This is a genomic window from Candidatus Binataceae bacterium (assembly GCA_035508495.1).
Classification (GTDB): Bacteria; Desulfobacterota; Binatia; order Binatales; family Binataceae; genus JASHPB01.
Genome location: DATJMX010000001.1, coordinates 23,078 through 47,510 on the forward strand (window position 1 = coordinate 23,078; position 24,433 = coordinate 47,510).

A 24,433-nucleotide genomic window follows, 5' to 3' on the forward strand; every position below is an offset into this window, starting at 1 on the left:
CCCTTAAACATCATCTACTACCAAAGTTTATTATAGCATCTGGATGAACTTAAGACTCTGTTGCGCGAAGCAATAAAGGGCCGCCGGACGATGCGGTCCGCGCCGTGTATGCGGCAGCTCGCGCAGCAGGCCCATCGTCATCACGCGGCGGCGGAAATTGCGCCGATCGAGGGGGCGTCCCAGGATCATCGCATAAAGGTCCTCGAACTCGGCAAAAGTGAACTCACGCGGCAGCAGCGCATAGGCGATATTAGTGTATTCGAGCTTTGACTTGAGCCTTTTCAGCGCATAGGCCGCCATCTGCGCGTGATCATACGCGAGCGGTGGCAGATCGCCTACCTCGAACCATTCGCCTCCCACGTACTTGCTCGATGAGGGCGCGCCAACTGCGGCGGGATCGAAAATCAACGCCATGTAAGCGACGGACACGACGTGCGCGCGCGGATCACGCGAAGGATCGCCAAAGGTGAAGAGCTGTTCCAGGTATGCCTCGGAGAGCCGCGTCGAATCGTAAAGCTCGCGTCGCGCCGCCTCGTCGAGCATCTCGCCCGCGCGAACCAGTCCGCCGGGAAACGCCCATTTGCCGCGCGACGGACCGCCGCGCAGCTCAACGAGGTAGGTCTTGAGACGACCGTCCTTGATCGCGAACAGAACGGTATCGACCGCGACCATCGGGCGCGCGAGGCCGCCCGTGTCGCCCGCGGTCGAGACTGCAGCGGCGCCGCCCGTGCGGCCGCTTACGCGCTGAGGTCGAGCATCCGCTCCAGAGCGCGCTTCGCGCCCAGGCGCACGTCCTCCGGCAGCACGATCTCGTGCCGCAGGTTGCGCAGCGAGTCGAGCGTCCCCTCCAGCGTGATCATCTTCATAAAGCGGCATAGCTTGCACGCCTTGTAGAAGTGCTTGCCCGGGATCTCCATCAGCAGGCGATCTGAAAGTCCGCACTCCGTCACCACCAGGAACTTGTCGGCGTCGCTCTCGGTAGCATAGCGAACCATCGCGCTTGTCGAGAGTACCGCGTCAGCCAATTCGAGCACGTCGCGGCGGCATTCCGGATGCGCCAGGACCTTGATCCCGGGGATCGCCCGCTTGACCTTTTCTACCTCGGCCGGAGTTATCTGATGATGAACGTAACAGTTGCCGTCCCATGAAATGATGTTCTTGGAGGATTTGCTCTGAACGTAGGCGGCGAGGTTCTGGTCGGGCACGAACAGGATATTGTTGGAATCGATCCGCTCGACGATCTTGACCGCATTGGCCGACGTGCAGCAGGAGTCGGACTCGGCCTTAACGTCGGCGGTGCAGTTCACATAAGAAACGACTCGCAGGTCGGGATAAATCTTGCGCAGCTCGGCCTTGCGCTCGGCGAGAGCCTCGGCCGTGACGCTGTCTGCGAGGGTGCATCCGGCGCGCATATCGGGCAGCAGCACCATCCGCTCGGGGTTCAGCACCTTGGCGGTCTCAGCCATGAAATGCACGCCGCAGAACACGATAATGTCCGCGTCGCGAACGTCGCGAGCATTGCGCGCGAGCTCCAGCGAATCGCCGATAAAGTCGGCGACCTCGAAGATTTCCGGCCGCTGATAATTGTGCGCGAGGATCACGGCGCGGCGCTGCGCCTTCAGCCGTTTGATCTCGGCAATGATATCCGCGTAATGCTCGCAGGCGTCGAGGCTGTACTGGTCCTGGCCCAGCACGGCGAGTTTGTCGCGCAACGCGCTTCCGGTGAGGATCGTATCCGAAGTGGCTTCCATGTTTCGTCCCCTGCAAGCATCGCCCGTATCCCGCTTCCGCAGCATCCTCCCGGCGTTACTTTGCGTCAGATTGACACTTACTCTAGGGCATCGTCATCAACCGTGCAAGCCCGCGTAACGATCTGCTAAACGAATTTCGTGTGAGGCTGAACAACCTGGAGTGATTCTGATGGAAGAGCAGATTGACCGGGACATAGTCGAGGCGGTGCGGCGCTTTGTTGAGCGCGATGTAATTCCGGCGGCGTCGGACCTCGAGCATCGCGACGAGTATCCGCATGCGATGGTTGCGACGATGAAACAGCTCGGGCTCTTCGGCGCGACGATACCGGTCGAGCATGGCGGCCTCGGCCTCAGCTTCCAGACCTACGCGCGCGTGATGGAGGAGCTGTCGCGGGGATGGATGAGCCTGGCGGGCGTGATCAACAGCCATCTGATCATGGCGTTTGTTATCACGCACCACGGCACCGACGCGCAGCGCAAATACTTCCTGCCCGCGATGGCGCGCGGCGAAAAGCGCGGCGGCCTCGCGCTCACGGAACCTCACGCCGGCTCCGACGTACAATCTATTAAGACCACGGCGGTGCGCCGCGGCGACGACTATGTGCTCAACGGCAGCAAGATGTTCATAACCAATGCAAAGAACGGCACGATGCTGGCGGTCGCGGCCAAGACCGATCCGCGCGCCAAGCCAGCCTACGCTGGTATCAGCATGTTCGCCGTCGAGAAAAACGCGAGTGGGCCGCAAGTCAGCGCCGGCCTCAAGAAGATCGGCTACAAGGGCGTCGATACGTGCGAGGTCACGTTCGAGGATGTCGCCGTTCCAGCGGCGCATCTTATCGGCGAGCGCGAGGGCGAAGGCTTCAAACAGGTGATGAGCGCACTCGAGGTCGGCCGTATCAACGTTGCGGCCCGAGCTGTGGGAGTAGGGCGGGCCGCGTTCGAGGCCGCGATTCGTTACTCGCAGCAGCGCACCACTTTCGGCAAACCGATCTGTCAGCATCAGGCGGTGCAGTTGTTGCTCGCCGACATGGGTACGAGAATCGAGGCGGCGCGGCTCCTCGTTGCCAACGCCGCGCGAAAAAAAGACGCGGGCGAGCGATGCGACGTCGAAGCCGGGATGGCGAAGCTGTTCGCCTCCGAGGCGTGCGCGAAAATCTCGCTCGATGCGATGCGGGTGCTGGGCGGCTACGGCTTCATGCAGGAGTTCCCGGTCGAGCGTTATTACCGCGATGCGCCGCTGATGATGATCGGTGAGGGGACCAACGAAATCCAGGCGCTGGTAATAGCCAAAGGCCTGCTCGCGCGCTATCCGCTGTGATGGAAGTGCTAGGAGGGAAGGGTCAATGAAGTATCGTATGAAAATCTCCGCCGCTCTGTTGCTCGCTTGTATTGCCGCGCCCGCGGTATCGTTCGCGCAATGGCAGCCCCATTCAGGTTACGGTCCTGGCTACGGTTACGGACCGCAAGGGACAACCGCGGCGCTGAGCAGCTCGCAGAAGAGCAACCTCATTGGCCAGCTCGAGAAGGCCAAGGAACGCGACGAGATCGACTTCCGCAACTCACCGGGACACTGGCAAGGCCGTGACTACCAGGCTCATATCCGGGAGATAACCGGCATGATCAATGGCCTACGCAGCGGCATGAACTACCCGATGGGCGAGGTGCAACAGGCGATGAGCGCGGGTGGGCGTTATTATCATTAAGGCGCGGCGCGAGTATAACTTGCGCCTGATTTGAAGGCGCTTGCGTTAATCGAGACTCCGGGTCACGTCAGCTCGCGCTATCGTATCGAGGCGTTCGCGCCTGCGCTTCGCGCGGGCGGATGCGACTTGAGCGTCGAGGCGATACCGCGCGGTCCGATCGAGCGGATGCGCCTGTTCGGAATCGTGCCGGGTTTCGACGCGGTAATCCTGCAGCGCCGCCTGCTCCCCGGATATCAACTTAAAGTCCTGCGCTCGCGCTCGAAGCGGCTCATCTTCGATTTCGACGACGCCGTGTTCTGCAACGATTCGTACAGTGCAAAGGGGATCGCCTCACGCAAAAAAGAGAGGCGTTTCGCAAATGCCGTCGCGGCGGCCGATGCGGTAATCGCGGGTAACGATTTTCTGAAAGAGCAGGCGATCGCAAGCGGGGGGCGGCGCGACGCGGTCCGCGTGATTCCGACATGTCTCGATCCGGCGCACTACCAGCTCGCGAATCCTCGCGAACGCGAGAACCTCGAGCTCGTATGGATCGGATCGTCGAGCACGCTCCAGGGTATCGAGCAGAAGCGCGCGCTGTTCGAGGCGATCGGCGCGCGCTTTCCGAAGCTCAGCTTGAAACTGATTTGCGATCGCTTCCCGGACTTTGAGCGCCCACCGCTCATTCGCAAGACTTGGAGTCTCGAAACCGAAGCCGGCGATCTTGCGGCGAGCGATATTGGCGTGAGCTGGATCCCTGACGATCGATGGAGCCGGGGTAAGTGCGGATTCAAGATCCTACAGTACTACGCCGTGGGTCTGCCGGTGATCGCAAATCGCGTCGGCGTTCATCCGATGATGGTGAAGCCGGGTATCACCGGAATTCTCGCCGACACGACCGATCAATGGATCGATGCAATCGCACGCCTGGACGATCCCGAGGTTCGCCAGCGCATGGGCCGCGTCGCGCGCGAATTCGTGGAACGTGATTTCTCGATCGCGGCTCACGCCGACCAGTTCGTCAGCGTGATCGTCGGTCGCTGACGCGACGAATTATTTGCCCATCGCCAGTTCGTGCAGCGCCTTTGCGCATTCGACCGGCGCCGTGAACATCACTTCATGACCACAGTTGATGAACTTGAGCGTCGGGTTGCACAGGCGGCTCGTGAAATGCGGATGCCATTCCTTGCCGCCGTCGATCGGCGTCGCGTCGCGCTCGCATACGATGTAGCCCGACGGAATTCCCGTCGCGAAGTATGCGTTCATCGGCACGATGCCGGTCATTGGCCCGATTGGTTGCGGGCTCAGCGCGCTCAGCACGAATTTTCGCACCGCCGGATCCATGTCGTTGGCGAGTCCTTTCAGGAAATCGTCGCCCATCGCAGCGATCGGCGTCGATCGCTCAGGAAGTTGCGCCGCTCCTTGAACTATCGCGGACTGCGGATCAACGAACGGCTGGCCGTCGAGCGCGACGATCGCCGTCACCCATACGACCTGTTTTATGCGCTTGGGAATCTTCACGGCGACGCCAGGAATCGTCAAACCGCCGAGGCTGTGCCCTGCAATCACGACGTCAGTGAGGTTGCGTTTCTCGATAAAGTCGACGACCGAGTTCACGTAGCTGTCGAGCGTGACCTCGGCGCGATTGGCGTAGTTCATCCCGTGTCCCGGCAGATCGACCGCATAAGCGCGATCGCCCAGTTGCTCGAGCTGATTGATAACCGCGGCCCAGCACCACGCGCCATGCCATGCGCCGTGAACAAGTACGAATGTCTCCGCCATCGTCGATTCCTCCGGTTGTCCTCAATAACCACATCGCAAATCGGCGCGCAAATCGCGAGACTCAACCGACGCGGCGTCGGCAAGGGACCCGCTCAAGTAAATCATTTGACAATCAAACAATTCGTTTGATAGCTCCAAAGTATAAGGGCTTCTTCATCTACGACGCTCCAGGAGGTGTCTGATGGGCGCGGTGCATATCAAGGACGAGGAACGAATCGGCTCCGATGCGCGGATCAAATTGCAGCCTTCCGGCTATCTGCAGAAGCTATACGAGACTGGTACGCCCGACCTCGCCTGGATGAACAACATGGGCGAGTGGGGCATGCGTGCGAAGCCCGGCAATCTCGGCCTGCGCCTCAAGGACATCGAGATCGGCAGCTATGGCGTCGTTCCCGAGCACGGCTCAGAGCATCGCTCGATGGCGCCGCGCGGCGCGGTGATTCCCGAGGGACTCCCGTCGCTCGGCTTCACCCTCAACGAAAAGGCCGAAGTGTGGGCCGAGAACGCGGCGGAGCTTTACGAAGAAGCCGTCGCACGGCAGTGGAGCTCGGCGCGCGATATCCCATGGTCGGAGCTCAAGCCGCTGCCCGACGATCTCGAGCGCGCGATGTGCCAGCTCTGCACCTTCCTGACCGAAGTTGAATTCATCGCGGCCGACGCGCCGACGCGATGGATGAGCCACATGAACCAGGATTTCTTCGAAGTGAAGATGTTCCTCGCGACGCAGGCGATGGACGAGGCGCGCCATACCGACGTGTTCCGCAAGCGCGCGCTCGCCAACGGCGGTGGCCTTGGAACCGCGAGCCCGCTCAGCGAGCTCTCGCTCAAGCGCATCTTCGATGCTCCCAGCTTCTCGGCGCAGACCGGCCGCCTGCATCTCCTTGGCGAGGGCTTCGTGCTCACGATGTTCCGCCAAGGCGAGTTCATCGCGCCGAGCCGCGTTGACCAGGAGATCTTCCGCCGCTGCATGCAGGATGAATCGCGTCACGTCGGCTACGGTACGATGCATCTGCGGGCGCAGCTCAAGGCGAATCCCGCGGTTGCCGAGGAGATCCACGAGCAGCTCGACGATGCGGAAAAGATACTGCTCGAGACCTTTAGCGTGCCCGAGCTCGTCGAGCCGATGGCGATTCTGATGGGCGGCGGCGTCAAGAATTTCGACAAGGGCATGGAGCTGCAGGGGCAGCTCTGGCGCAAGATCATTCACGAGTATCTGCAGCGCTGCGATTCAGCCGGACTCGATCGGCGCCCGCGATGCATCCTGCCGACGGACTTTTCGAAGTTGGTTGAAGTAAAACAAGATGCCGTCGTTTCCTGAGCCAGGTTGGTTTCTCGCCCTGGGCCGTTTGATGGAGGCCCAGGGCGCTTTGTTTCAGCGCCTCGGCTACGCCGAGACGCGCTTCGTCATTCGCGTGATGCCCGATGAATCGGGCAACGGCGGCGAGACGCTGGTCGGAGTCGCGATCGACGGCTATCGCGTTCTGGAAGCGCAGATAGTCACTGACCTCGAAGCATTCGACCCCGACTTCGTAATCTGCGCAAAGCGCTCAGTATGGAATAGGATGCTGAGCGAGATCACCGAATCGGGCCGCCCGTCGCTACGCCACACGCTAAGCTCGCTCGCCCTGGTAGGCGAAGAAATGTGGCTCGAATCGACCGACCAACTAAGAGAAGACAAGTTCTACCGCTACAACCAAACCCTCCAGGAATTACTAAACCTCGCTGCGCAACTTCACTAGTATTTCCATGGAACTAGTATCTTCTCGGACTATCCTATTCTGATCCCTCTCCTGATGTTTCTGGTCCCCTCTCCTTATCCCAGGAGAGGGCAAGGGAGAGGTTCAACGTATCGAATTCAACTAACGCCTTGCTCTTTTGCCCAGCGATCCTCAGAAACTCAGTTGTGAAATGGCACATATTTCCTGACTACCAGATTGTAACCTCTCCATGGACCTTTCCTAGGATAAGGAGAGGGGGTTACGGAATTATCAGTTCACAGAAAGATTCTGTCGCAGGAATGCGCGGGCGCGGAACAGTTTTGATTTTACTGAACTGACTGTGGTTCCGGTTACAGTGGCTAATTCCTCGTACGACAGATCGCGATCCAGCAGCATCAGGATCAGTTCGCGTTGCGAATCCGGCATCTTATCGACGACGGCTTTGAATTCGTCGAGTTTTGCATCGATTTCCGAAGCCGTCAGCGGAAAGTCTTCATGCTTGCGCTCGATCGGAATGAAGATGCGACGGAGCCTCTCGCGGCGTGCCGATTCCAGGCAGGCGTTGCGCGCGATCTGAAATAACCACGACTCGAATGATTCCGGTTCCTTCAGACTCGAGATCCCGGTCATCACGCTGACTAAAATACTGTGGCAAATGTCCTCGGTCGCGTCGCCTCGATCGCGAACACGAACGAAACGCATCAGCCGATCTCGGTAGCGAATGACTATTTCCTCGATTGCCTCATGCGATCCTGCCTGGGCGCGGCTGATAAGCGCGCCCAGGCTCGAATCGCGCAGTCCGATAGTCACCAAGTGAACCCCGAAGTCACTCAGAGCGTGTTGAGGAAGCTCACCAGGTTCTGCTGCTGTTGCGTCGACAACGCCTCGAAGGCCCGTGCGGCGGCTTTGCCCTGTCCGTCGTGAAGACTGATCGCGGTCGGAATATCGCCCGCGCGTCCATCGTGTAAGAACTGAGATTTGCCGCGAATTCCCCAAAGCGGAGCGGTGCGCATCAGCGTAGGACCGGCTGCGCCTGATGTAATACCGTCGCCGAGCGAGCCCATGTCGTGCAAGAGGAAATCCGAATAGGGATGGAAAGTCTGGTTGGCGAGCGTCTTGTTAAGCGACGAGCTAATCGCGATTCCGCCAGTCGAAGGGGGAATGAAATTCGCGGGATTGGAGGCCGTCGTGAGGTTTGCGACATGGCATCCCGCGCATCCTAGTTTGTTGAATAGCGCCGAGCCGGTGTTCGCCGCCGTGGTCTGCGTGAGTTCCGGTGGAGGCGCGAGTGCTCGCATGAAGTCCGCGAAGCGATCGATATCGGCGCGTCCATCAGGATCGATCGTGTCCTCGGGTTCCTGGTTGGATGGCGTTTCAAGTTGGATTCCGAATGCTGTGAGGTTTGCAGCGCATTCGCTGACTTCTTGCTGATTGTCAGGATTCGTGATGCCCATCTCGTTTAGATACGCATCGCCAGCGAAGCCGCGCAGCATGGCGTGATCGTCCTTCCATCCGAAGCGCCCGACGTGCGCGGTGTTCAGGAAATTTTCAGTGACGTATTTGACCGTGCCCTGAATCGGGTTCGGCTCATTTTTGGCGAGTTGGACGAAAGTCGAATCGGCGACGGCTTCGACCAGACCATCGCCGAACACCTGCACTGCGGCGCGGCCGACGATGCAATTTTCTCCGCCTTGGTAGTTGGCGCTTGTGGTGTCGCAGGTCGGCAGCCCCGCTTGGAATGTAGTGCGTTGCGCCTCGAGTTGCTGGCACGCGCTCAGTTGGCATCCGGGCGCAGTTATCTGGCATCCGAGCGGCTCGGCTTCGACGCCCTCTGCGAAGATCGTGTTCGAGCCCTGCGTCTCCGGTCCATTACGAAGGAAATTATCGACCGCGAAAATATGTACCGGACCCGGCTGCGTGTTATTGCGCACGCGAATCTCATTGATGGTGAGGCCCCCGCCGCCGATCGCCGGTTGCGAATGGCACCCCGCGCATGAGATCCCATTCATCACCGGCCCCACCTGCGGCAGCGACTCGACTTCCTTAAAGTTGAGTTGTCCGGTCGCAAATATGTTCAGATCCGATTGGTTGCTCGCGACACCTGGCAGCGGCGCGCCAAAGCCATCGAGATTAACCGGCACATTCATCGGTTGCTGCGACGCCTGCTTGTTGGCAGGTCCCGCGAGCGCTTTACCGGCTGCAAATGTGATGGAAATCAAAAGAACGGAAGACAGACACGAAACCACCCTCGGAATGAACCGAGTAACCCACGCTCTCCGCATGACAATCTCCCCCAATACCGCGCCGAGTCTCGATTCGGTTCGAGAAGCGGCGCGACCCCGTTCAAACAATGCCGACTCGCTTACAATTCGGCCAATCTCAGAACCCGAGCCTGATCCCAAGGGAGGCCCTTATACTGAGGAGGATAAATGAGGTCAACGGAAGTTGCGTTCCTGAAACAACTTTTCTGTATCGTGCACTAACGCGATTAAGTGAATAGGTATTTATTACTACAGTAATAAATTATATGTCGTGAAATCTGCGAACAGACGCTATTGCGACAATAGAGCAGGTCAATAGTACAATTCGCCGCAGAGGTTCCCCAACTACCGCGTCGTCTTAAGACCTGATCAGGAGAGCTTTGTAAAACTACATTTTCGCTCCCCCCGGAATTCTTCCCCTTGACCAGAGGGAGGTCGGCGCCGCATCGCGGCGCCGGGTGAGGGTCGCCTGGATCTTTCTCTGAGCATGTGAAACCCAGATCCAGAATACCCTCAACCCAGCCTTCTCCCTGGTCAGGGAGAGGGATTACAGCGAAGGCGAAAAAAATAAGCTCGCCCGTTTTTGGCGGGCGAGCTTAACGATCGAGCTAAAGAGGTCGAGCGTTACGATTGAACCGGAGTTACCTGCTGGCCGTCGCGCAGATTCGGTGGCGGTACGACGATCACCATCTCGCCGCCGCTCAGGCCGGATTTTACTTCGACGCCATCCTGGAATTCGCGGCCGGTGGTGACTGTGGTCTTAATCGCCGCGCCATTATGCACTACCCAGACCGCGTTGGGATTGCCGTCCGAGAGGAGCGCCTTTTTCGGTACGAGTACCAGAGGCGTTTCCTGGGTCTGCGGTGTGCTCGCGAGGAAGGTCACTTTCGCGCTCATCTCGGGTTTGATGATTGCGAGATCCGGATCGATGATGTGCACTGCAACCTTGACCGTTCCCTTCTGGCGATCGGCTTCGGGATACAATTTCACGACCTGCGCCGCGAATGGCTTGTCCGGATATGCGTCGAGAATAACCTCGGCCGGCTCGCCCATCGTGACCTTGGCGATATCGCTTTCGTTGATATCGACTTCGGCGCGCATGTCGTCGGTGTTGGCGAGCTGCACGATGTCCGACGTGCCACCGCCAGCCTGGATATCGCCACCGTAGTTAATCGTGTCGCCAACTTCGCGATACTTGGTAAGCACGATTCCGTTGAGCGGGGATCGAATTACGCAGAGATCAACATAGTATTTGGCGTAGTCGATCGCATTGTTGGCATGATTGAGCGTCGCCTGCGCCACTGCCAGTTGATTCTCGGCGTCGTCAAGCTCGTCTTTGGTCGCGACTTTCTGTGTGTAGAGATCGCGATAGCGTCTTGCCCGCACCTGTTTCAGAACCAGATTGGCCTGCGCCAGTTCTTTGTCGGATCGCGCCTGGCGTAGATTAGCCTGATAGTCACGATCGTCGATCCTGGCGAGCAAGTCGCCGACGTGAACGATTTTTCCCTCTTCGATCGGCTCCTGCACAATTTGGCCCTGAATCTTGGTGCCGATAACGATGTATTTGTCCTTGGTGACGATATAGCCCGAGCCGGTGAGTAATACTCCCGGCTGACCCGATTGCTTGAATGTCACGACCGCAGTCTGCACCTCGGGCGGACGGCCGAGCGTGCGCTGATAGACGACGAATCCGATCACCCCGACGACTATCAGAGCCGCTGCCCCTATCACATAGGGCAGAAGCCGGCTCGGCGGCACGGCTTTCGGCGCGCGCGAGATTCTGAGCGATTCCAGCTCACGGATATTGGGGCTGCGCGGGGGATCTGCTGCCACGTCATACGCTCCTGAGCGCGTCGACGACGCGCATCTTCATGGCCTGACGGGCGGGCAACCATCCACCGAACACGCCCATCACGGCGGCGAAGACAACTGCCTCGGTCATTATACGCGGCGTTACACGGAAGCTGAACGCCAGGGTTGAGAATGTGATGAAGTTGCCGAACGTGGTTGACAACCCGTTAATCGGCAGCGCCAGCACGATTCCGAGCGCGCCTGCCGCCAGCGCCAGCATCAACGCCTCGGTCAGGAACGACGTCATTACAGCCGCAGGCGAAAAACCGAGCGCGCGCAAAGTTCCGATCTCGGTGGTGCGCGTGGAGACCGCAGCATACATCGTATTCATCGCGCCGAAGATCGCGCCGACTGCCATGACGATGGCGACGACCATCCCCAGCACGCGCATCTGGTTCGCGACGACCGCCTGGTCCTTGTAGTACTCCTGCTCGGATTCAGCCTGCAGGTTGATCTGCGGATCGTCGGCGATGCGGCGAATCAGCGCATCCTGGTCGGCGCCCGGCTGCAGCTTGAGGCGCACGTCGGCGTAATATGCGCCGCGCTGCGTGTCGTCCTGGACATTATGGATGTCGCCCCAGACTTCGGACTCGAACGAGCTGCCCGCGGCGTCGAAGATTCCGACGACTTTCCAGTTGCCGCGCCCGAGATGAAGCGTCGAGCCGATCGCGCAGTTCTCGTAGCGCCCGACGAGCCCCTTGCCGACGATTACTTCGTTGACCGCGGGGTTGAACATGCGGCCCTCGACGATATGAACCTTGTCGTGAACCTCGAGCGCGACCGGCAGCACGCCACGCATGACGATATTGTCGCTTCCGCCGCCGATCCTCTGCATCAGCATCTGCACCGGCAGCTCAGGCGAAGCGAGCGGAGCGCCATCCTTGTCGCGGCGAATCTGCGGCAGGAACTTCATCGCGTCGAACTGCGGAAGCTGGATCGAGGAGTAGGTCTCGGTCGTCGCGCCGCGCCGGATGACGATAAGATTGTCAGGCGAGCCGGTGTCGGAGATTGCGGAGTTGAGTCCCGCCACCATCGCCATGACCATCACGAACACCGCGACCACCAGCGCGATTCCACCACCAGTCATCAGGGTCGAGACGCGGCGCACCAGCAGGCTGCGCAGGTTGTATTTCAGCGGCACTGCCATATCAGGCAACCGTCCTCAGGGTATCGACGATGTTGCGGCGGGAGGCAGAGAGCGCCGGAAACAGCGCGCTCAGGATCCCGATTATCGCCGCGATGATCAGAGTTTCGATCAGTATCGAAGGCGGCATCTGGATCGCGCTGAGTGCGCCCATCGCGGGCGCCCCTACCGAGAAAACTTTGAGCACCACGAAGGCGGCGCCGCACCCGATGATTCCGCCGATGAGGCCGATCACGAGCGACTCGCTCAGCAGGAGTGAGAGGATCGTGCTCGAAGTGAAGCCGATCGAGCGCATCACCGCGATTTCACCGCGGCGCTCGCGAATCGACATCGCAGCGGTGTTCGCGGCAACCATGCCGATCGTCACGACCACGATGAAGCCCAGGATCTCGGCCAAGCGGAAGAACAGCCGGTAGCCATTCAGGAACTGTCCGACGAACGCCGATTCAGTCTCGGTCTGCGTCTCGGCGGAAGAATTGGCGAAGCCTTCATCGAGTGTGGCGATCACCGTCGGCACGTTCTCGGACTTGTCGACGCGCACCCAGAAGTTATCGACGAAACCAGGGCGGCCTTCGGATTCTTCCAGATAGTCGCGGCGGAAGATCAGGAAGTTGGGCGGCGCCTTGCCCTGCAGCTCGCCGACGATATTGAGCGTGACGTTGAAGCGGTAGATCGTGCCGCGGAGCTGAATCTGTTGTCCGACGTGCAATCCGAAGCGTTTCATCGTACCCGAGCCGACCAGGCACGCCGTGCGCAGCGAACGGAACTGCTCCCACTGATCGTGCGTGACGCCCCAGTCGGGCCACATTGCCTCGGCACTATCCGGATCAACCGCGAGATTGGGAAACTGATCGGACATCTCGTGGTAGATCCCGCCGAACCAGCTCTCGGGAACTACCGCGACGACATGCCTGGTGGTCTGGATGCGCTGCTTGTAGGCCTCGGGCATGCTGTAGGTGAGGCCGGCCTTGTTGTGGCAGGACACGCGCACCGAAGAGGCCGTGTCGCTCAGAATCTGATTGGCGACGGTCGGCAGGCTGACCAGTGCCGAGAAAATAAACAGCGAGACAGCAATCGACAACACGGTAAGGATCGTGCGCCGCTTGCTGCGCGTCAGATTCTTCAGCACCAGCATCGCGTACTTCATCACGCGAACTCCATCCGCTCAGGCCGTGGCTCCCGCGGCTTCGGCCGGAGTGCCGCCGCCCTTGCCCGGCTCGACGCCTGCGAGAATGCCCTTGTCCAGGCGATAAACGGTATCGACGTAGCGCTCGGCACGCGGGTCGTGCGTGACCATCACGATCGTTTTGTGAAACTGGCGGTTAAGCTCGACCAGCAGCGACAGGATGTCTTCGGCCGACTTGGCGTCGAGGTCGCCGGTCGGCTCGTCAGCGACGACGATCGTCGGGTCGGTAACGATCGCGCGCGCGATCGCGACGCGCTGCTCCTGTCCGCCCGAGAGCTGACGCGGATAGTGATCCATGCGATCGGCGAGACCGACGACCTTGAGCGCGGTCTCAACGTGCTCGCGCCGCTCGGCCTTGCTCAGATGCGTCAGCAGCAGCGGCAGCTCGACATTTTCGAACGCGGTGAGCACCGGAATCAGATTGTAGAATTGAAATACCAATCCGATATGACGCGCGCGCCACGCGGCGAGATCGCGCTCCTTCATGCCGGTGATCTCTTCGCCTCCGACCGCGACGCGGCCCGAGGTCGGATGGTCGATGCCGGCGACGAGGTTCAGCATCGTGGTCTTGCCCGAGCCCGAAGGCCCCATGATCGCGACGAAGCGGCCCTCCGGAATCTGGATCGTAACGTCGTCGAGGGCGCGTACTTCAAACTCATCGCGCTTGTAGGTGCGAATCACGTGCTCGAGATCGACAGCGAACTTGGTATCCATCAGTCCCTCCCCATCTACGATCTACTTCGCGATTGCCGCGCGCGGAGTGCGTCCCGCCTGCGGCTTCTTCGCGAATGACCGGATTTCGTTTTGCAATTCCGTTGCCAGCCGCGTCAGCACGCGAGCCTTGGCTTCGAGCACGGCCTGGCCGAGCTCGACGACGATGCGGCGAAACGGGCTCGCCTTCTCGCGGCGCATCTTGGTGACGAGCGCGCGCAGGTTCGATGCGTGGACCGTCTCCTCGCGAATCGTGTTGTTGATATGACTGAGCGCGGCGGCCGGATCGTTGTTGGCGAAATACACTTTGATCTGCATCTCGTCGAAAACGAAAACCGGCTCGGCCGGCTGACGCAGCATCCGCTTGAACCAGGTTCTGCCCTCGGGACTGATCGAGTAAACCTTGCGCGTGCGGTGTCCGTGTTTTTCGTTGCGCACCGTGACGAGCCCCTCGCGCGCGAGCTTCTTCAGCGCGGGATAAATCGAGCCGTCACTGACGCGATAGAAGAAGCCGATCGGATCGAGGAAGCGACGACGCAAGTCGTAGCCCGTCGCCTCGTGCTCCATCAGAAAGCCCAGGATCGGAAACTTGATGTCCATCCTGGGGCGCGATGCCTCGACGGTCTCCGGCGCCGGCCGCGATTGCATCAGATGCAGTCTTGCTCCTGCGGCGGCGGCGCCGCGCGAGCCTCTGATCGATCCTTCGTACACGATTAGCCCTCAATATCTCGACTTGAGACATGAAGCAAGATAGCTGCCAGTCAACTTCAGTGCGGCTGAATACTAGTTGCTGAATCTGAAGCGGCGCGTGATGCGCTCGATATTGGTGCGGCCCGTCAGCGGCGCCATTTTAGATGCGCGCGCCTCGAGCTCTGCGCGACGCGCGGCCTCGGGCTCGCTGCCGAAGACACGATCCCAGAGCGGAGTCGTTACACCGAAATAAGCGTTCGGCGCGCCGGTGTGATGCGCCAGATGGCGCGCGCGCAGCCACGATTCGAGATTGCTGCTGGGCTCCGCGAAATGAAAGCGGTAGTGCAGAAACTCGTACGCCAGAAAGCCCGCGATGATTCCGCTGAGGTAGATCGTCGGCGCAGAGATTCCGAGAAAGGCGAGGCTCGTGAAGTAAACGATCGCGACCCACGGCCAGGCGCGAATCGTGAACACGCGATGCGGATCGCCATGATGGATGCCGTGGATCTTCGTAACGAAGGTACGATGCGAATGCGCAAGCGCGCCGTGAACGACGTACTCGACAATCGTCCACGAGAAGAGCCCCGCGACGAGCAGGATCGCATCGCGCATCATGATCCGATCTTAAAGGTCGCCCGTGTCCGCTTCAACCGCATGATCCCCGCTGCGTGCATGCAATCGCGCTGCGGCAGTTGATCACTTCGACATGCGGAAGCATTTGCGCTTAACCACTTGCCTCTAGTTCAATATTGAACTATGAAAAGGTTGAACTGAGGCCATCGCAAGGAGACTCTCAAAATGTGGAACTCGGATAATCCTTTTCTCAACGGCAACTACGCACCGTGGCGCGAAGAGGGCGATGCCTACGACCTCGAGGTCGTAGGCGAGATCCCGCGCGAGCTGCGCGGCGCGCTGTATCGCATCGGGCCGAATCCGCATTTCCAGCCGCTCGGCCGCTACCACTGGTTCGACGGCGACGGCATGACGCATGCGTTCATCTTGCGCGACGGCCGCGCCGCGTATCGCAATCGCTACGTCCACACGGCCGGGCTCAACGGTGAGATGAAAGCGGGCCGGGCGATCTACGGCGGACTGCTCCAGCAGCAAGGCGAGCTGCCGCCCGATATGCCGCCGATGAAGAACGCGGCCAACACCAACATCATTGGCTATGCCAATCGCCTCCTCGCGCTGTGGGAAGCGGGACTGCCGCACGAACTCAAGCCCGAGACGCTCGAGACGGTCGGCATGTACGACTTCGATGGCAAGATGACCGGCCCGGTCACCGCGCATCCAAAGTTCGATCCGGTGAGCGGCGATCTGCTGTTCTTCGGCTATCAGCCGTTTCCGCCCTACGTCACCTGGTACCGCGCCGATCGGCAGGGCAAGCTCGTCGAGTCGCGTCCGATCGACAGCGGATTGCCCGTGATGATGCACGACTTCATCGCGACTGATAACTACGCGATATTCTTCGTGTGTCCTTCTGTGTTCCATATTGAAAACATGGCTAACGGCGGGCCGATGCTGCAATGGGAGCCGCAGCACGGCACTCGGATCGGCGCGATGGATCGTCGTACGGGCGAGGTGAAGTGGTTTCACGACGACGCGTTCTACGTGTTTCACTTCCTCAACGCATATGAAGAGGACGGCAAGCTCATCGTCGACGGATGCCGGATGGGCGCGCTCGACATGACCGGCAACTCATTCGGCAATCCTCCCCTGCCGTGGCGATGGACGCTCGGTCTCAGCGACGGATCGCTCAAGCAGAACCAGGTTGACGATCAGTCAAGCGAGTTCCCGCGGTTTGACGAGCGCCTCGCCGGCAGGAAGCATCGCTATGGCTACTTCGGGTCGCATCACGCTCAGAACGGCAAGGAACTGGTTGGCTTTAACGTCGTGACCAAGCGCGACTACAAGACCGGCAAGATTGAGAATCAGGATCTCGGCGGCAATAAGCAGCCGGGCGAGCCCGTGTTTGTGCCGCGCAATGCTGCATCTGACGAGGACGACGGATGGGTGCTTTCCGTCTGGTACGATCCGGCGGTCAATTCCAGCGAGCTCGCGATCCTCGACGCGCGCAATTTCGGCGGCGCGCCGGTCGCGCGCATCAAGGCTCCGCATCGCGTGCCGTTCGGCTTCCACGGTAACTGGGTTCCCGCGTAAGGAATCGATGGCAGTAAGAAAGACCTCACACGTAGCAGCGCGCGCCGTGGCGACGAAGCCGCGGCGCGCGCCGCGCGCAATCAAGGCGACGCTCGAGCACGCGCTGCTCGGCGTTATCGCCGAAGTGCCGGAGATCTCCGGCTACGACATCGTCAAGATTTTCAACGAATCGATGGTGCATTACTGGCATGCGCATCCGGGGCAGATTTATCCGACGCTCGAGCGGATGGCACAGGCGGGACTGATTCGCAGCCGCGAAGTGATCCAGCGCGGGCGTCCGAACAAGCGCCTGTTCACGATCACGCCCGCGGGCCAGGCGATGCTGCTCGAATGGATGCAGAGCCCGTTCGAAGGCGTGAAACTCAAGCACGCGCCGCTGCTCAGGTGCCGCTTCCTCGGACATCTCGGCGCGGATGGCGCGCGCGAGAAGCTCGTCGAGGAGCGCGAGGGCTGGCGGAAGTACCTCGCGTTCTATCGCGATATCGAGCAGGCCGTATTCGCGCGCAAGACCGAGTACGGGAACGCAAACATGATGTTCGCCTACTTCACGCTGCGCCGCGGCCTCGACTGGATGGCAGAAAACATCCGCTGGTGCGACTGGGCCATCGCCGAAATCGACCAGCACCGCAACTTGTTCGCCGTCAACGACGGCCCCGCCTGTGAGCCCGTTCCACCCGTCAGAAAACGAAGCCAGGCGCGCAGCGCAAGCTGACCGCTGATTTCACATCGCCCATCTGTCTGCGAAGCGTTGGCTCTCGATGCAACAGCAATACGATCTCGGGCGTGCGCGCAAAGCCGTCCGGTTAGCGGGCGTAAAAAGGCTGGGCCCCAAGCGACCCTCAAAACTGGGCTAGCGGCACCCGACGAGCGGCCGATGAGGCACTTCGCGCCTCATCCGCCATTTCTGCTTTACTGTTGCGGCTGTGCGGGGGCTTCGTCGGTGAAGCCGGTGATCGATTTCAGGCGTCCGTCGTTGCCGACGATGCCGAAGTCGGTGCCGACGAAGTGGAGCGGGGCGTCTTTCGTGCCGCCCGCTTCCCATTGAAAGCGAATTCTGCCGTTATGCTCTTCGATCGCGCCCCTCAATTTGAAGTTGTAGCCGACGAAGCGCTCCTGCACGCCCGCGATCATCGTGCTGATGCCCTCGTGACCTTCGCCGTTGCGATGCGCGTCGATATAGACTGCATCGTTGCTGTAGGTGCGCGCGATGATATCGTGACGCTTGCGCGCGTCGCGCTCGTTCCACGCTGCGATGTATCCTGCGACCAACTCGGCGATGTTGCTCATAGCCATACTCCTTTGCTGAATTGCGGCTCCACGAGCCGCGTTCAGCCTATGAGTAGGCATGAGCGCGAATGTCATCAATTACTTCTGAGGTAAGCGGCGCGGCGGATTACTCATTCAATTACGCAATCTTCAAACGGTCACCTGCTACGCATTGAGGCGCAGATGGCTCATGATGGCACTCGAGTTGAGATTGATCCATCGAGCACGCAGGAGAGGCGAGCGATTATTATGACTATCGATGAGATGCGAAAGGCGCTTCAGGAGCCGCTGTTCGATAGCAGCATCATAAGGCATGGCTTCGCGCCGTTTCTGCGCGACTACGATATCGTCGCGGAAATCAACAAGTACCAATTCCTCTATCGCTTCACCCATTGCACCTCTGTCGCAGTAGTCACTTCGGTTACCGATCGGTGTTGGCAAGAATCATGGGAGGATATCTATACCGACTACGGCGCCTGGAGTCAGGCCGGTGCTCCGGACGGCAAGGTATGGGGAGTCCGCTGTCTGCTTGCCTACCCAGGTGCGAGCTATGTCGACGAATCAGCGCCCGCCCGGGAATGGGCCGCTCGGCTGGGCAAGCCGATGCACGAAGTCCGAATCGAAACCAACGGTCACACGTTAGATCTGATCTTCCACGACCTGAGCGTTCGAGAACTAAGCGAACGCGACGAAGAATGGATCACGACTCGTGCGAACACATAGACATCGGCGACAAGCTCTCGCTTCGCTAAGAGCGCGCGATTCGACTATGGAATGAGCAGGACGCGGCCCACGGCCTGGCGGCTTTCTATGTATGCGTGTGCGGCGGCTGCTTCTGACAGCGGGAAGGTTTTATCGATTACGACTTTGAGTTCGCCGCGCGCGGCTTCATCGACGAGGCGCTGGATCATGTTGTGCGCGCGATCGGTGCCGATCTCGGCGCCGAGGAACACCCCGCTGAGACTCGCGTTCAAGCCCATCAGGGGACCCACGTCGACCGTCATCGCTTCGCGGCCGGCCGCGCCGACCATTGAGATGCGGCCGCGATACGCCAGCGAGTTGATGCTGCCCTGGAGGGTGGAGCCGCCGACCGGATCGACGACGAGGTTGACGCCTTTGCCGTCGGTCAGCTTCCTCACCGACTTGGCGACGTCGCTGTTCTTGTAATTGATGCCGTGATCCATGCCGAGCGGGCGCAGCCGTTCGAGGCGCTCGTCGCTCGACGCGGTCGCGATAACAGTGGCGCCCGCGCGCTTGGCGAGCTGGATCGCAGCGACGCCGACGCCGCTCGCGCCGGCCTGCACGAGCACGGTCTCCCCGGCCTTCAGATGGCCGAACTCGAAGAGGCAATCGTCGGCAGTGCCGAACGGAACGGGGATCGCCGACGCCAGCTTGATGTCGAATCCATCAGGCACCGGCCACGCGTTGCGCGCCGCGACCGCGCGCAGTTCCGCATGCGAGCCCGCGCCGAACACGGTCGTGACTTTCTGTCCGATGCGTAGATGCTTCACATCCTTGCCGACTTCGACGATCTCGCCACCCGCCTGGTAGCCGACGATATGTGGGACGCTGGTGAGCGCGCCGCGCCATCGATTGAGCGTGTCGCCGCCTTCGATACTGACGGCCTCGACGCGAATCACAACGCCGCTCGGATGACATTTGGGATCAGGAACGTCCTCGTACTTGAGAACATCGGGCGCGCCATTTTTGTAATAGACTGCGGCTTTCATGCGACGACCTCCTGCAATGCGTGCTTCAGGATGCCGATTAGCACGCGCTCTGCCACGGAGTGAAGCTCCCGGCGCGGTATGGACAAGAAATTCAGTGCAGGAAAATGACCGCCATCAACAATGCCGTGAAGATGAACGCCGGCGGGAATAACCGCCGCGTCAGGCTACGCACCTTGAGCGCCTGCGCGCGGTTTCGTCCGTGCATCAGATGCACCATGATGGCTTCGCCAATCGTCAGCATGATGAAGAAAAAGCTGACCAGGAAGAAACTGTCGTAGAAGGTGAGGTAGGGAACCGGCGGAAGCACGTTAGAGACCGCGACCGAAAAGGCGACCAGCGTCAGCACCGTCGTGACCGAGATCAGGAGCTGGCTGTTGAGATCGCTCGGTGGAATCCACAGCACACCCCACGAAATCGACACCATCAAAAACAGCGGCAGGAAAATCCTGAACACGTAATACTCGGAATGCCGCTTCACATGGATTCCGAAGACCACGTGCGACGGCGCGCGATCGCCTTCGCCCACCTCGCCCGCGATCGAGCGGAACGTAACTGGGCCGGTCGTCCACAGTGGCAGGGGAGTGTACGACGCATGGGAGGCGCCCGTCGACTCGGGATCGGCGGTGATCACGAGCTGCCGGGTCTGCTCCGTAAAGGGATGCACATAAACCTCGAGTTCCTGCTCGTCAAACGGGAACGATCGCAAGAAGAGATTCGTTGACAGCTTGACGCTGAACTTTTCGGTGTAACGCAACGTGCCGTCCGCGCTGCCCGCCAGAGTGAAGGCGGCGACGGTGCGCGGCTCCGTTGAGTTGTCGAATTGAACGAGCGGAAACCATACGTCGGTTTTCTGGTAATAGCGGACAGCGCCCTCGCCTGGCCTGGGGGTGAACGATTGTCGCGGGTCGTTCCAGGTCTCGGTCAGGTAGCCCGCACATATATATGTGTGATGGACCTCGTCGAGCGACACGAGATTAAGAACGTATAGACCAACGCGCACTGGAAGACGCGTCGCGCCGGGCGGCGGCACAATAGAAGTATCGGGCTCCGTGTATCGCGGCTTGAAATCGTCGGCCGCCGACGCTGGAGGATCTGCCCCGAGAGGAGCCGCCGCGCAGGCGACCGCCGCAAGCACCAGGGCAACAAGTTGAAAGACGATAACGCTGATGAAGAGCGACGGCCGGCTTTGGATCACTGGTTCAATGGCACGCGGCAAACTTTCTTCCGCTCGGTGCGCCGATGCTAGCTATCAGGCGCGCGCTCAAGTGTCCATCATCGCAAGCTGTTCCACACGAAGAATCCATCCACTCATCTGCAGCTCATGAAACTGCCGGAGAGCTCGGTCGAGGCAGGGGGTTGCGCGCTCCCGATCGCCCGCCATCCCGCGCCTTAAGTACATCAGGGCCTCATCGTAGTCGGAGATTGCCCGCAGCGGCCGCGCGCCATTTGCATCCAGCACCTGGCGTGATTTCGCAAACCACTGCGATGCTTCCTCGAAGCGGCCCTGGAGCGCGCTCAGACGGGCCAGCGACAGGCGGCCGTCGTTCATCGGAAAATGAAAGTCGGGTTCGACGACCTTTTTCAGGATGTTGCGCTCGATGACTTCGACGTGGTCTGTGCGGCCCAGAATCCACAGTGTCGTCGCGGCCATGCAAGCCGTGATTATGTAGTTCGCGCCCCATGAGGCGCCGCGCTCTATCGCTTCGGGCACCAGGTTCAGATGCTCCAGCGACAACTCGCGCTGTCCTATACATGCGTACAAGCCGGCGCAGTAGGCATAGGATCCTGACAGCATCCACTTACCCTCAGGTCCGAACGCTCTGAAAATGGCCATCAAGGGCAAGTCGCGAGCCACGCTGAACTCGCCGCGCACCTGCGCGTCCAGTTGATGCCATCCTTCCTCGAGCGCGAGACAGTATTCGACGCGAGCACCCTGCAACGCCATCGCGCCAAATGATGGATTGGGCATCCGCGCCGAGACCGCCAAGGCGCGGTCCAGCGCCGCAGACGCCTGGGCAAATTCCCCAAGTGCGGTATGGCATCGCGCGACTCCTGCCCACGCGCGCAGCGCCCGCGCCAACGCGCCGCGCATCTCACAATCGACGGCTTCGCGCTGCCAGCGTTCCCGGGCCGCGGCGTAGGCGCCGGTGCGCATGTAGATGCGCGCCGACGGCGCCGAATCCTTGAAGATCTCCGCACGCGACAGGTGGATCAACTCGATGTTTCGTGCGTCCAACTGATCGTGGGGTAGTTGCCACAAGACTTCGGCGAGGCGGCGGCCGTTCGGTGAATCGACCATGATCCCGGGGTTATCGGGATCTTCGCCCTCCGCGCGGTTGATGTCGATTTCGGTGAGACTCGCCCACACAATGTCGCGCCGGTCGCCGATAAAGCGCAGCCCTTCCTTGGCGAGTTCCCAGGCGCCGCGAGTCAGCCCCGCATTGAACATCGCCCGCGCGACTTGCTCATAGAAGTCGGCGGCAGCGTCGTCGCCCTGGGTCGTCACGATCAAGGCTCCTGCCTCGCGTGCGGTAGTAAGGGCCTCTTCTGCGTTGAGTGACCAGGTCAGCGCGAAACTGAGACGGCTCAGGAGTGAGGCGCGGCGGGAGTCGCTCGGCGCGAGCAGCTCGAGCGCGATACGCAGGAAGCCCGCGACATCGTCGTGGCCGAATGCGGCCGCGGCGTTGTCTGCCGCCGCGATGGCGTATTCGGCGCCGCGCCCGGTGCCGGATGCCGCCGCTGCGCGATGGAAATGAAAGGCGACTTCGGCGGCGTGATGCGTCGCCTTCTCACCCCAGCTCCGTTCCATCTCTTCGGCGATCTTGCGATGTAGTCTGACGCGGCGCGCCGGATTTTGCTGCGCGTAAAGGGTTTGCCGAATCAGCGCGTGCGTGAAATCGAAGCTGTCAGCAATCGCACTCGGACGCAGCAGTTGCGCTTCGAGCGCCTCATCCAGCGCCGTCAGCGCGGTGCGCTCGTCAAAGCCAGCGGCACCCGCTGCCACGTCGAATGCGAACGATCCGTTGAAGGCGGCTGCCACCGAAAGAAGCCGGTTTGCATCCTCTGACAATCGCGCAAGGCGGCGGCCGATAACCTGGCGCACGCCTTCGGGGATGCCAAGATCGTCGCCCCTGAATTCTGAACCCCAGCCTTGGCCGCCGGAGAGGATCTTTCCTTCCTCACGCAGATGAAGCAGCAGCTCGCGGATAAAAAGCGGATTGCCCTCAGTCGCCTGGCGCAGCGCCGCGATCAGCGCGTCCGGTGCGCCCTGGGTGCCGATGATTTCCAGCATGTCGGCGAGCGCTTCGTCGCTGAGGCCGTCGAGCTTGAGGTTTTCGTAGTTGCGCAAGCGGGCAATCGCGGCAAGTGCGCCGGACAGCGGATGTTTTCGATTGACCTCGGCGTCGCGATACGCGCCGATCACGAGAATTGGGTTCGAGGCAACGATTCGTGCGACGTGATTGAGCATCCCAACTACGCCGCGATCGGACCAGTGCAGGTCGTCGAGTATCAGCACGAGCGGCGTGTTGCGTGCGGCGGCGACGATAAATTGCGCGACCGCATCGAAGAGCCGGAAGCGCTCGTCTTCGGGCTCGAGCCGCGGCGGCTCGGGGATATCGCGCATGATGCTGTGCAAGGTCGGCGCGATGCGCGCGACGATTGACGCGCGCTTGCCGAGCGTCGCGCTCAACTCGGCGCGGTCAGCATGGCGCGCGTATTCCGTCACTGCTTCGGAGAAGGGGCTGTAGGGCGCCTGCCATTCGCCGTCGTAGCAGGCGCCGCGCAGAACTGTCGCGCCGCTACGCCGCGCGAGGTCGCTGAACTCTTCGAGCAGGCGGCTCTTGCCGATGCCTGGCTCGCCGCGCAGCATCACGATACTGCCGCGTCCGTTGGTCGCTTCTTCGAGCCGCGCCGAAAGACGCTTCACCTGGCTCTGGCGGCCGACGAACGGCGTGCGATTGAGCATCGCCGCCGGATCGTTTGAGTCGTATGCAGCCTCGTAGATCGCACTGCGCGAGGGCATTCCTCGCAATTCGGTGTCGCCGACCTTCTTGAAGGAGAAGGTGGAACGGGCGCTCAGCAGCTCGACGATGGTGGCGCTGCATCTGATCTGCCCGGGCTTGGCTTGTTCGCACAACTGCTGCACGGCGCCGAGCGCATTGCCGAAATAACCGCCATCGCGACGACGTAGTTCGCCGAAGTGGAGTCCGATCTTCAGTTCGAGACGAAATCCTTCGATCTGCCGCCGCGCGGACTGCTGGATCGCGATCGCGCACTGCACCGCGTCGGCACTCGATTGAAATCCGGCGAGCATGCCTTCGCCAAGCCATTGCAGCTCTTGACCGTTCGCCGCCTGCGCCGCGTCGGTGAGTAGTTTGCGATGAACGTGGAAGAGATGCTCCTCAGCTTCCTCGTTTGCGTTCGGACCGAGCGAGGAGTTCACCAGCTCGGTGAACATCAGTGTCATCGAGTCTGATGCGGTCACAGATCAATCACGCGGGCT

23 protein-coding genes are annotated in these 24,433 nt (G+C 60.7%); 8 read left to right on the top strand and 15 right to left on the bottom strand.

Going from position 1 to position 24,433, the window contains the following annotated elements; all coding sequences use genetic code 11:
- Positions 1–30 precede the first annotated feature (30 nt).
- Both VMA09_00135 and nadA read right to left on the bottom strand, forming a co-directional pair.
- The gene (locus tag VMA09_00135; GenBank protein HUA31983.1) at positions 31–672 is read right to left on the bottom strand and encodes an NUDIX domain-containing protein; all 642 of its coding nucleotides are present in this window, start codon (positions 670–672) and stop codon (positions 31–33) included.
- 65 nt (positions 673–737) lie between these two features.
- Positions 738–1,751, bottom strand: a complete 1,014-nt coding sequence (gene nadA / locus VMA09_00140) for a quinolinate synthase NadA (GenBank protein ID HUA31984.1) — start codon at positions 1,749–1,751, stop codon at positions 738–740.
- Between the two features lie 169 nt (positions 1,752–1,920).
- On the opposite strand from nadA, the gene VMA09_00145 reads away from it, so the two are divergent.
- The 3 genes from VMA09_00145 to VMA09_00155 are packed head-to-tail and all read left to right on the top strand — an operon-like array spanning position 1,921 to position 4,474.
- Complete coding sequence (locus VMA09_00145) at positions 1,921–3,069, top strand: acyl-CoA dehydrogenase family protein (protein HUA31985.1); 1,149 nt, start codon at positions 1,921–1,923, stop codon at positions 3,067–3,069.
- Between the two features lie 25 nt (positions 3,070–3,094).
- Positions 3,095–3,454 carry a hypothetical protein gene (locus tag VMA09_00150; GenBank protein ID HUA31986.1) on the top strand — a complete coding sequence of 120 codons (360 nt, stop codon included), beginning with the start codon at positions 3,095–3,097 and terminating at the stop codon, positions 3,452–3,454.
- 30 nt (positions 3,455–3,484) lie between these two features.
- The gene (locus VMA09_00155; GenBank protein HUA31987.1) at positions 3,485–4,474 is read left to right on the top strand and encodes a glycosyltransferase family 4 protein; all 990 of its coding nucleotides are present in this window, start codon (positions 3,485–3,487) and stop codon (positions 4,472–4,474) included.
- Positions 4,475–4,483: 9 nt separating this feature from the next.
- Here the strand turns inward: VMA09_00155 and VMA09_00160 are convergent, their stop codons facing one another.
- Entirely contained in the window at positions 4,484–5,212 is a 729-nt protein-coding gene (locus VMA09_00160) for an alpha/beta fold hydrolase (GenBank protein ID HUA31988.1), read from the bottom strand.
- 181 nt (positions 5,213–5,393) lie between these two features.
- Here VMA09_00160 and VMA09_00165 point away from each other — a divergent pair, with 181 nt between their 5' ends.
- Positions 5,394–6,530: a hypothetical protein gene (locus tag VMA09_00165; GenBank protein ID HUA31989.1), complete on the top strand. Its 1,137-nt coding sequence runs from the start codon at positions 5,394–5,396 to the stop codon at positions 6,528–6,530.
- Positions 6,514–6,951 (top strand): hypothetical protein, encoded by a 438-nt coding sequence (locus tag VMA09_00170; protein HUA31990.1) that lies wholly within the window; start codon positions 6,514–6,516, stop codon positions 6,949–6,951. The genes VMA09_00165 and VMA09_00170 overlap by 17 nt, the downstream gene beginning before the upstream one ends.
- A gap of 249 nt (positions 6,952–7,200) precedes the next feature.
- On the opposite strand, the gene VMA09_00175 is transcribed toward VMA09_00170, so the two are convergent.
- The 8 genes from VMA09_00175 to VMA09_00210 all read right to left on the bottom strand — a co-directional run bounded on the left by VMA09_00175 (position 7,201) and on the right by VMA09_00210 (position 15,385).
- Entirely contained in the window at positions 7,201–7,740 is a 540-nt protein-coding gene (locus VMA09_00175) for an RNA polymerase sigma factor (protein HUA31991.1), read from the bottom strand.
- Between the two features lie 20 nt (positions 7,741–7,760).
- On the bottom strand, positions 7,761–9,077 hold the full coding sequence (locus tag VMA09_00180) for a di-heme oxidoredictase family protein (protein HUA31992.1): 1,317 nt from the start codon (positions 9,075–9,077) through the stop codon (positions 7,761–7,763).
- A 738-nt stretch (positions 9,078–9,815) separates the two neighbouring features.
- Positions 9,816–11,024, bottom strand: a complete 1,209-nt coding sequence (locus tag VMA09_00185; GenBank protein HUA31993.1) for an efflux RND transporter periplasmic adaptor subunit — start codon at positions 11,022–11,024, stop codon at positions 9,816–9,818.
- Position 11,025: 1 nt separating this feature from the next.
- Complete coding sequence (locus VMA09_00190) at positions 11,026–12,189, bottom strand: ABC transporter permease (protein HUA31994.1); 1,164 nt, start codon at positions 12,187–12,189, stop codon at positions 11,026–11,028.
- A 1-nt stretch (position 12,190) separates the two neighbouring features.
- Entirely contained in the window at positions 12,191–13,333 is a 1,143-nt protein-coding gene (locus tag VMA09_00195) for an FtsX-like permease family protein (protein HUA31995.1), read from the bottom strand.
- Positions 13,334–13,351: 18 nt separating this feature from the next.
- Positions 13,352–14,086 carry an ABC transporter ATP-binding protein gene (locus VMA09_00200; GenBank protein ID HUA31996.1) on the bottom strand — a complete coding sequence of 245 codons (735 nt, stop codon included), beginning with the start codon at positions 14,084–14,086 and terminating at the stop codon, positions 13,352–13,354.
- A gap of 21 nt (positions 14,087–14,107) precedes the next feature.
- Positions 14,108–14,794, bottom strand: coding sequence for a PadR family transcriptional regulator (locus VMA09_00205; protein HUA31997.1), 687 nt, complete (start codon positions 14,792–14,794; stop codon positions 14,108–14,110).
- 72 nt (positions 14,795–14,866) lie between these two features.
- Positions 14,867–15,385, bottom strand: coding sequence for a sterol desaturase family protein (locus VMA09_00210; protein HUA31998.1), 519 nt, complete (start codon positions 15,383–15,385; stop codon positions 14,867–14,869).
- Between the two features lie 186 nt (positions 15,386–15,571).
- Here VMA09_00210 and VMA09_00215 point away from each other — a divergent pair, with 186 nt between their 5' ends.
- Positions 15,572–16,933, top strand: coding sequence for a carotenoid oxygenase family protein (locus VMA09_00215; GenBank protein HUA31999.1), 1,362 nt, complete (start codon positions 15,572–15,574; stop codon positions 16,931–16,933).
- A gap of 7 nt (positions 16,934–16,940) precedes the next feature.
- Positions 16,941–17,645, top strand: coding sequence for a PadR family transcriptional regulator (locus tag VMA09_00220; protein ID HUA32000.1), 705 nt, complete (start codon positions 16,941–16,943; stop codon positions 17,643–17,645).
- A 197-nt stretch (positions 17,646–17,842) separates the two neighbouring features.
- Here the strand turns inward: VMA09_00220 and VMA09_00225 are convergent, their stop codons facing one another.
- Positions 17,843–18,220, bottom strand: a complete 378-nt coding sequence (locus VMA09_00225) for a nuclear transport factor 2 family protein (GenBank protein HUA32001.1) — start codon at positions 18,218–18,220, stop codon at positions 17,843–17,845.
- Positions 18,221–18,448: 228 nt separating this feature from the next.
- Between VMA09_00225 and VMA09_00230 the strand changes: the two genes are divergently transcribed.
- On the top strand, positions 18,449–18,922 hold the full coding sequence (locus VMA09_00230; GenBank protein HUA32002.1) for a hypothetical protein: 474 nt from the start codon (positions 18,449–18,451) through the stop codon (positions 18,920–18,922).
- Between the two features lie 44 nt (positions 18,923–18,966).
- Here the strand turns inward: VMA09_00230 and VMA09_00235 are convergent, their stop codons facing one another.
- The 3 genes from VMA09_00235 to VMA09_00245 form a co-directional block, all read right to left on the bottom strand.
- Positions 18,967–19,929 carry a zinc-binding alcohol dehydrogenase family protein gene (locus VMA09_00235; protein ID HUA32003.1) on the bottom strand — a complete coding sequence of 321 codons (963 nt, stop codon included), beginning with the start codon at positions 19,927–19,929 and terminating at the stop codon, positions 18,967–18,969.
- A gap of 91 nt (positions 19,930–20,020) precedes the next feature.
- Positions 20,021–21,124 carry a hypothetical protein gene (locus VMA09_00240; GenBank protein HUA32004.1) on the bottom strand — a complete coding sequence of 368 codons (1,104 nt, stop codon included), beginning with the start codon at positions 21,122–21,124 and terminating at the stop codon, positions 20,021–20,023.
- Between the two features lie 66 nt (positions 21,125–21,190).
- Positions 21,191–24,397 carry an AAA family ATPase gene (locus tag VMA09_00245; protein HUA32005.1) on the bottom strand — a complete coding sequence of 1,069 codons (3,207 nt, stop codon included), beginning with the start codon at positions 24,395–24,397 and terminating at the stop codon, positions 21,191–21,193.
- Between the last annotated feature and the right edge of the window lie 36 nt (positions 24,398–24,433).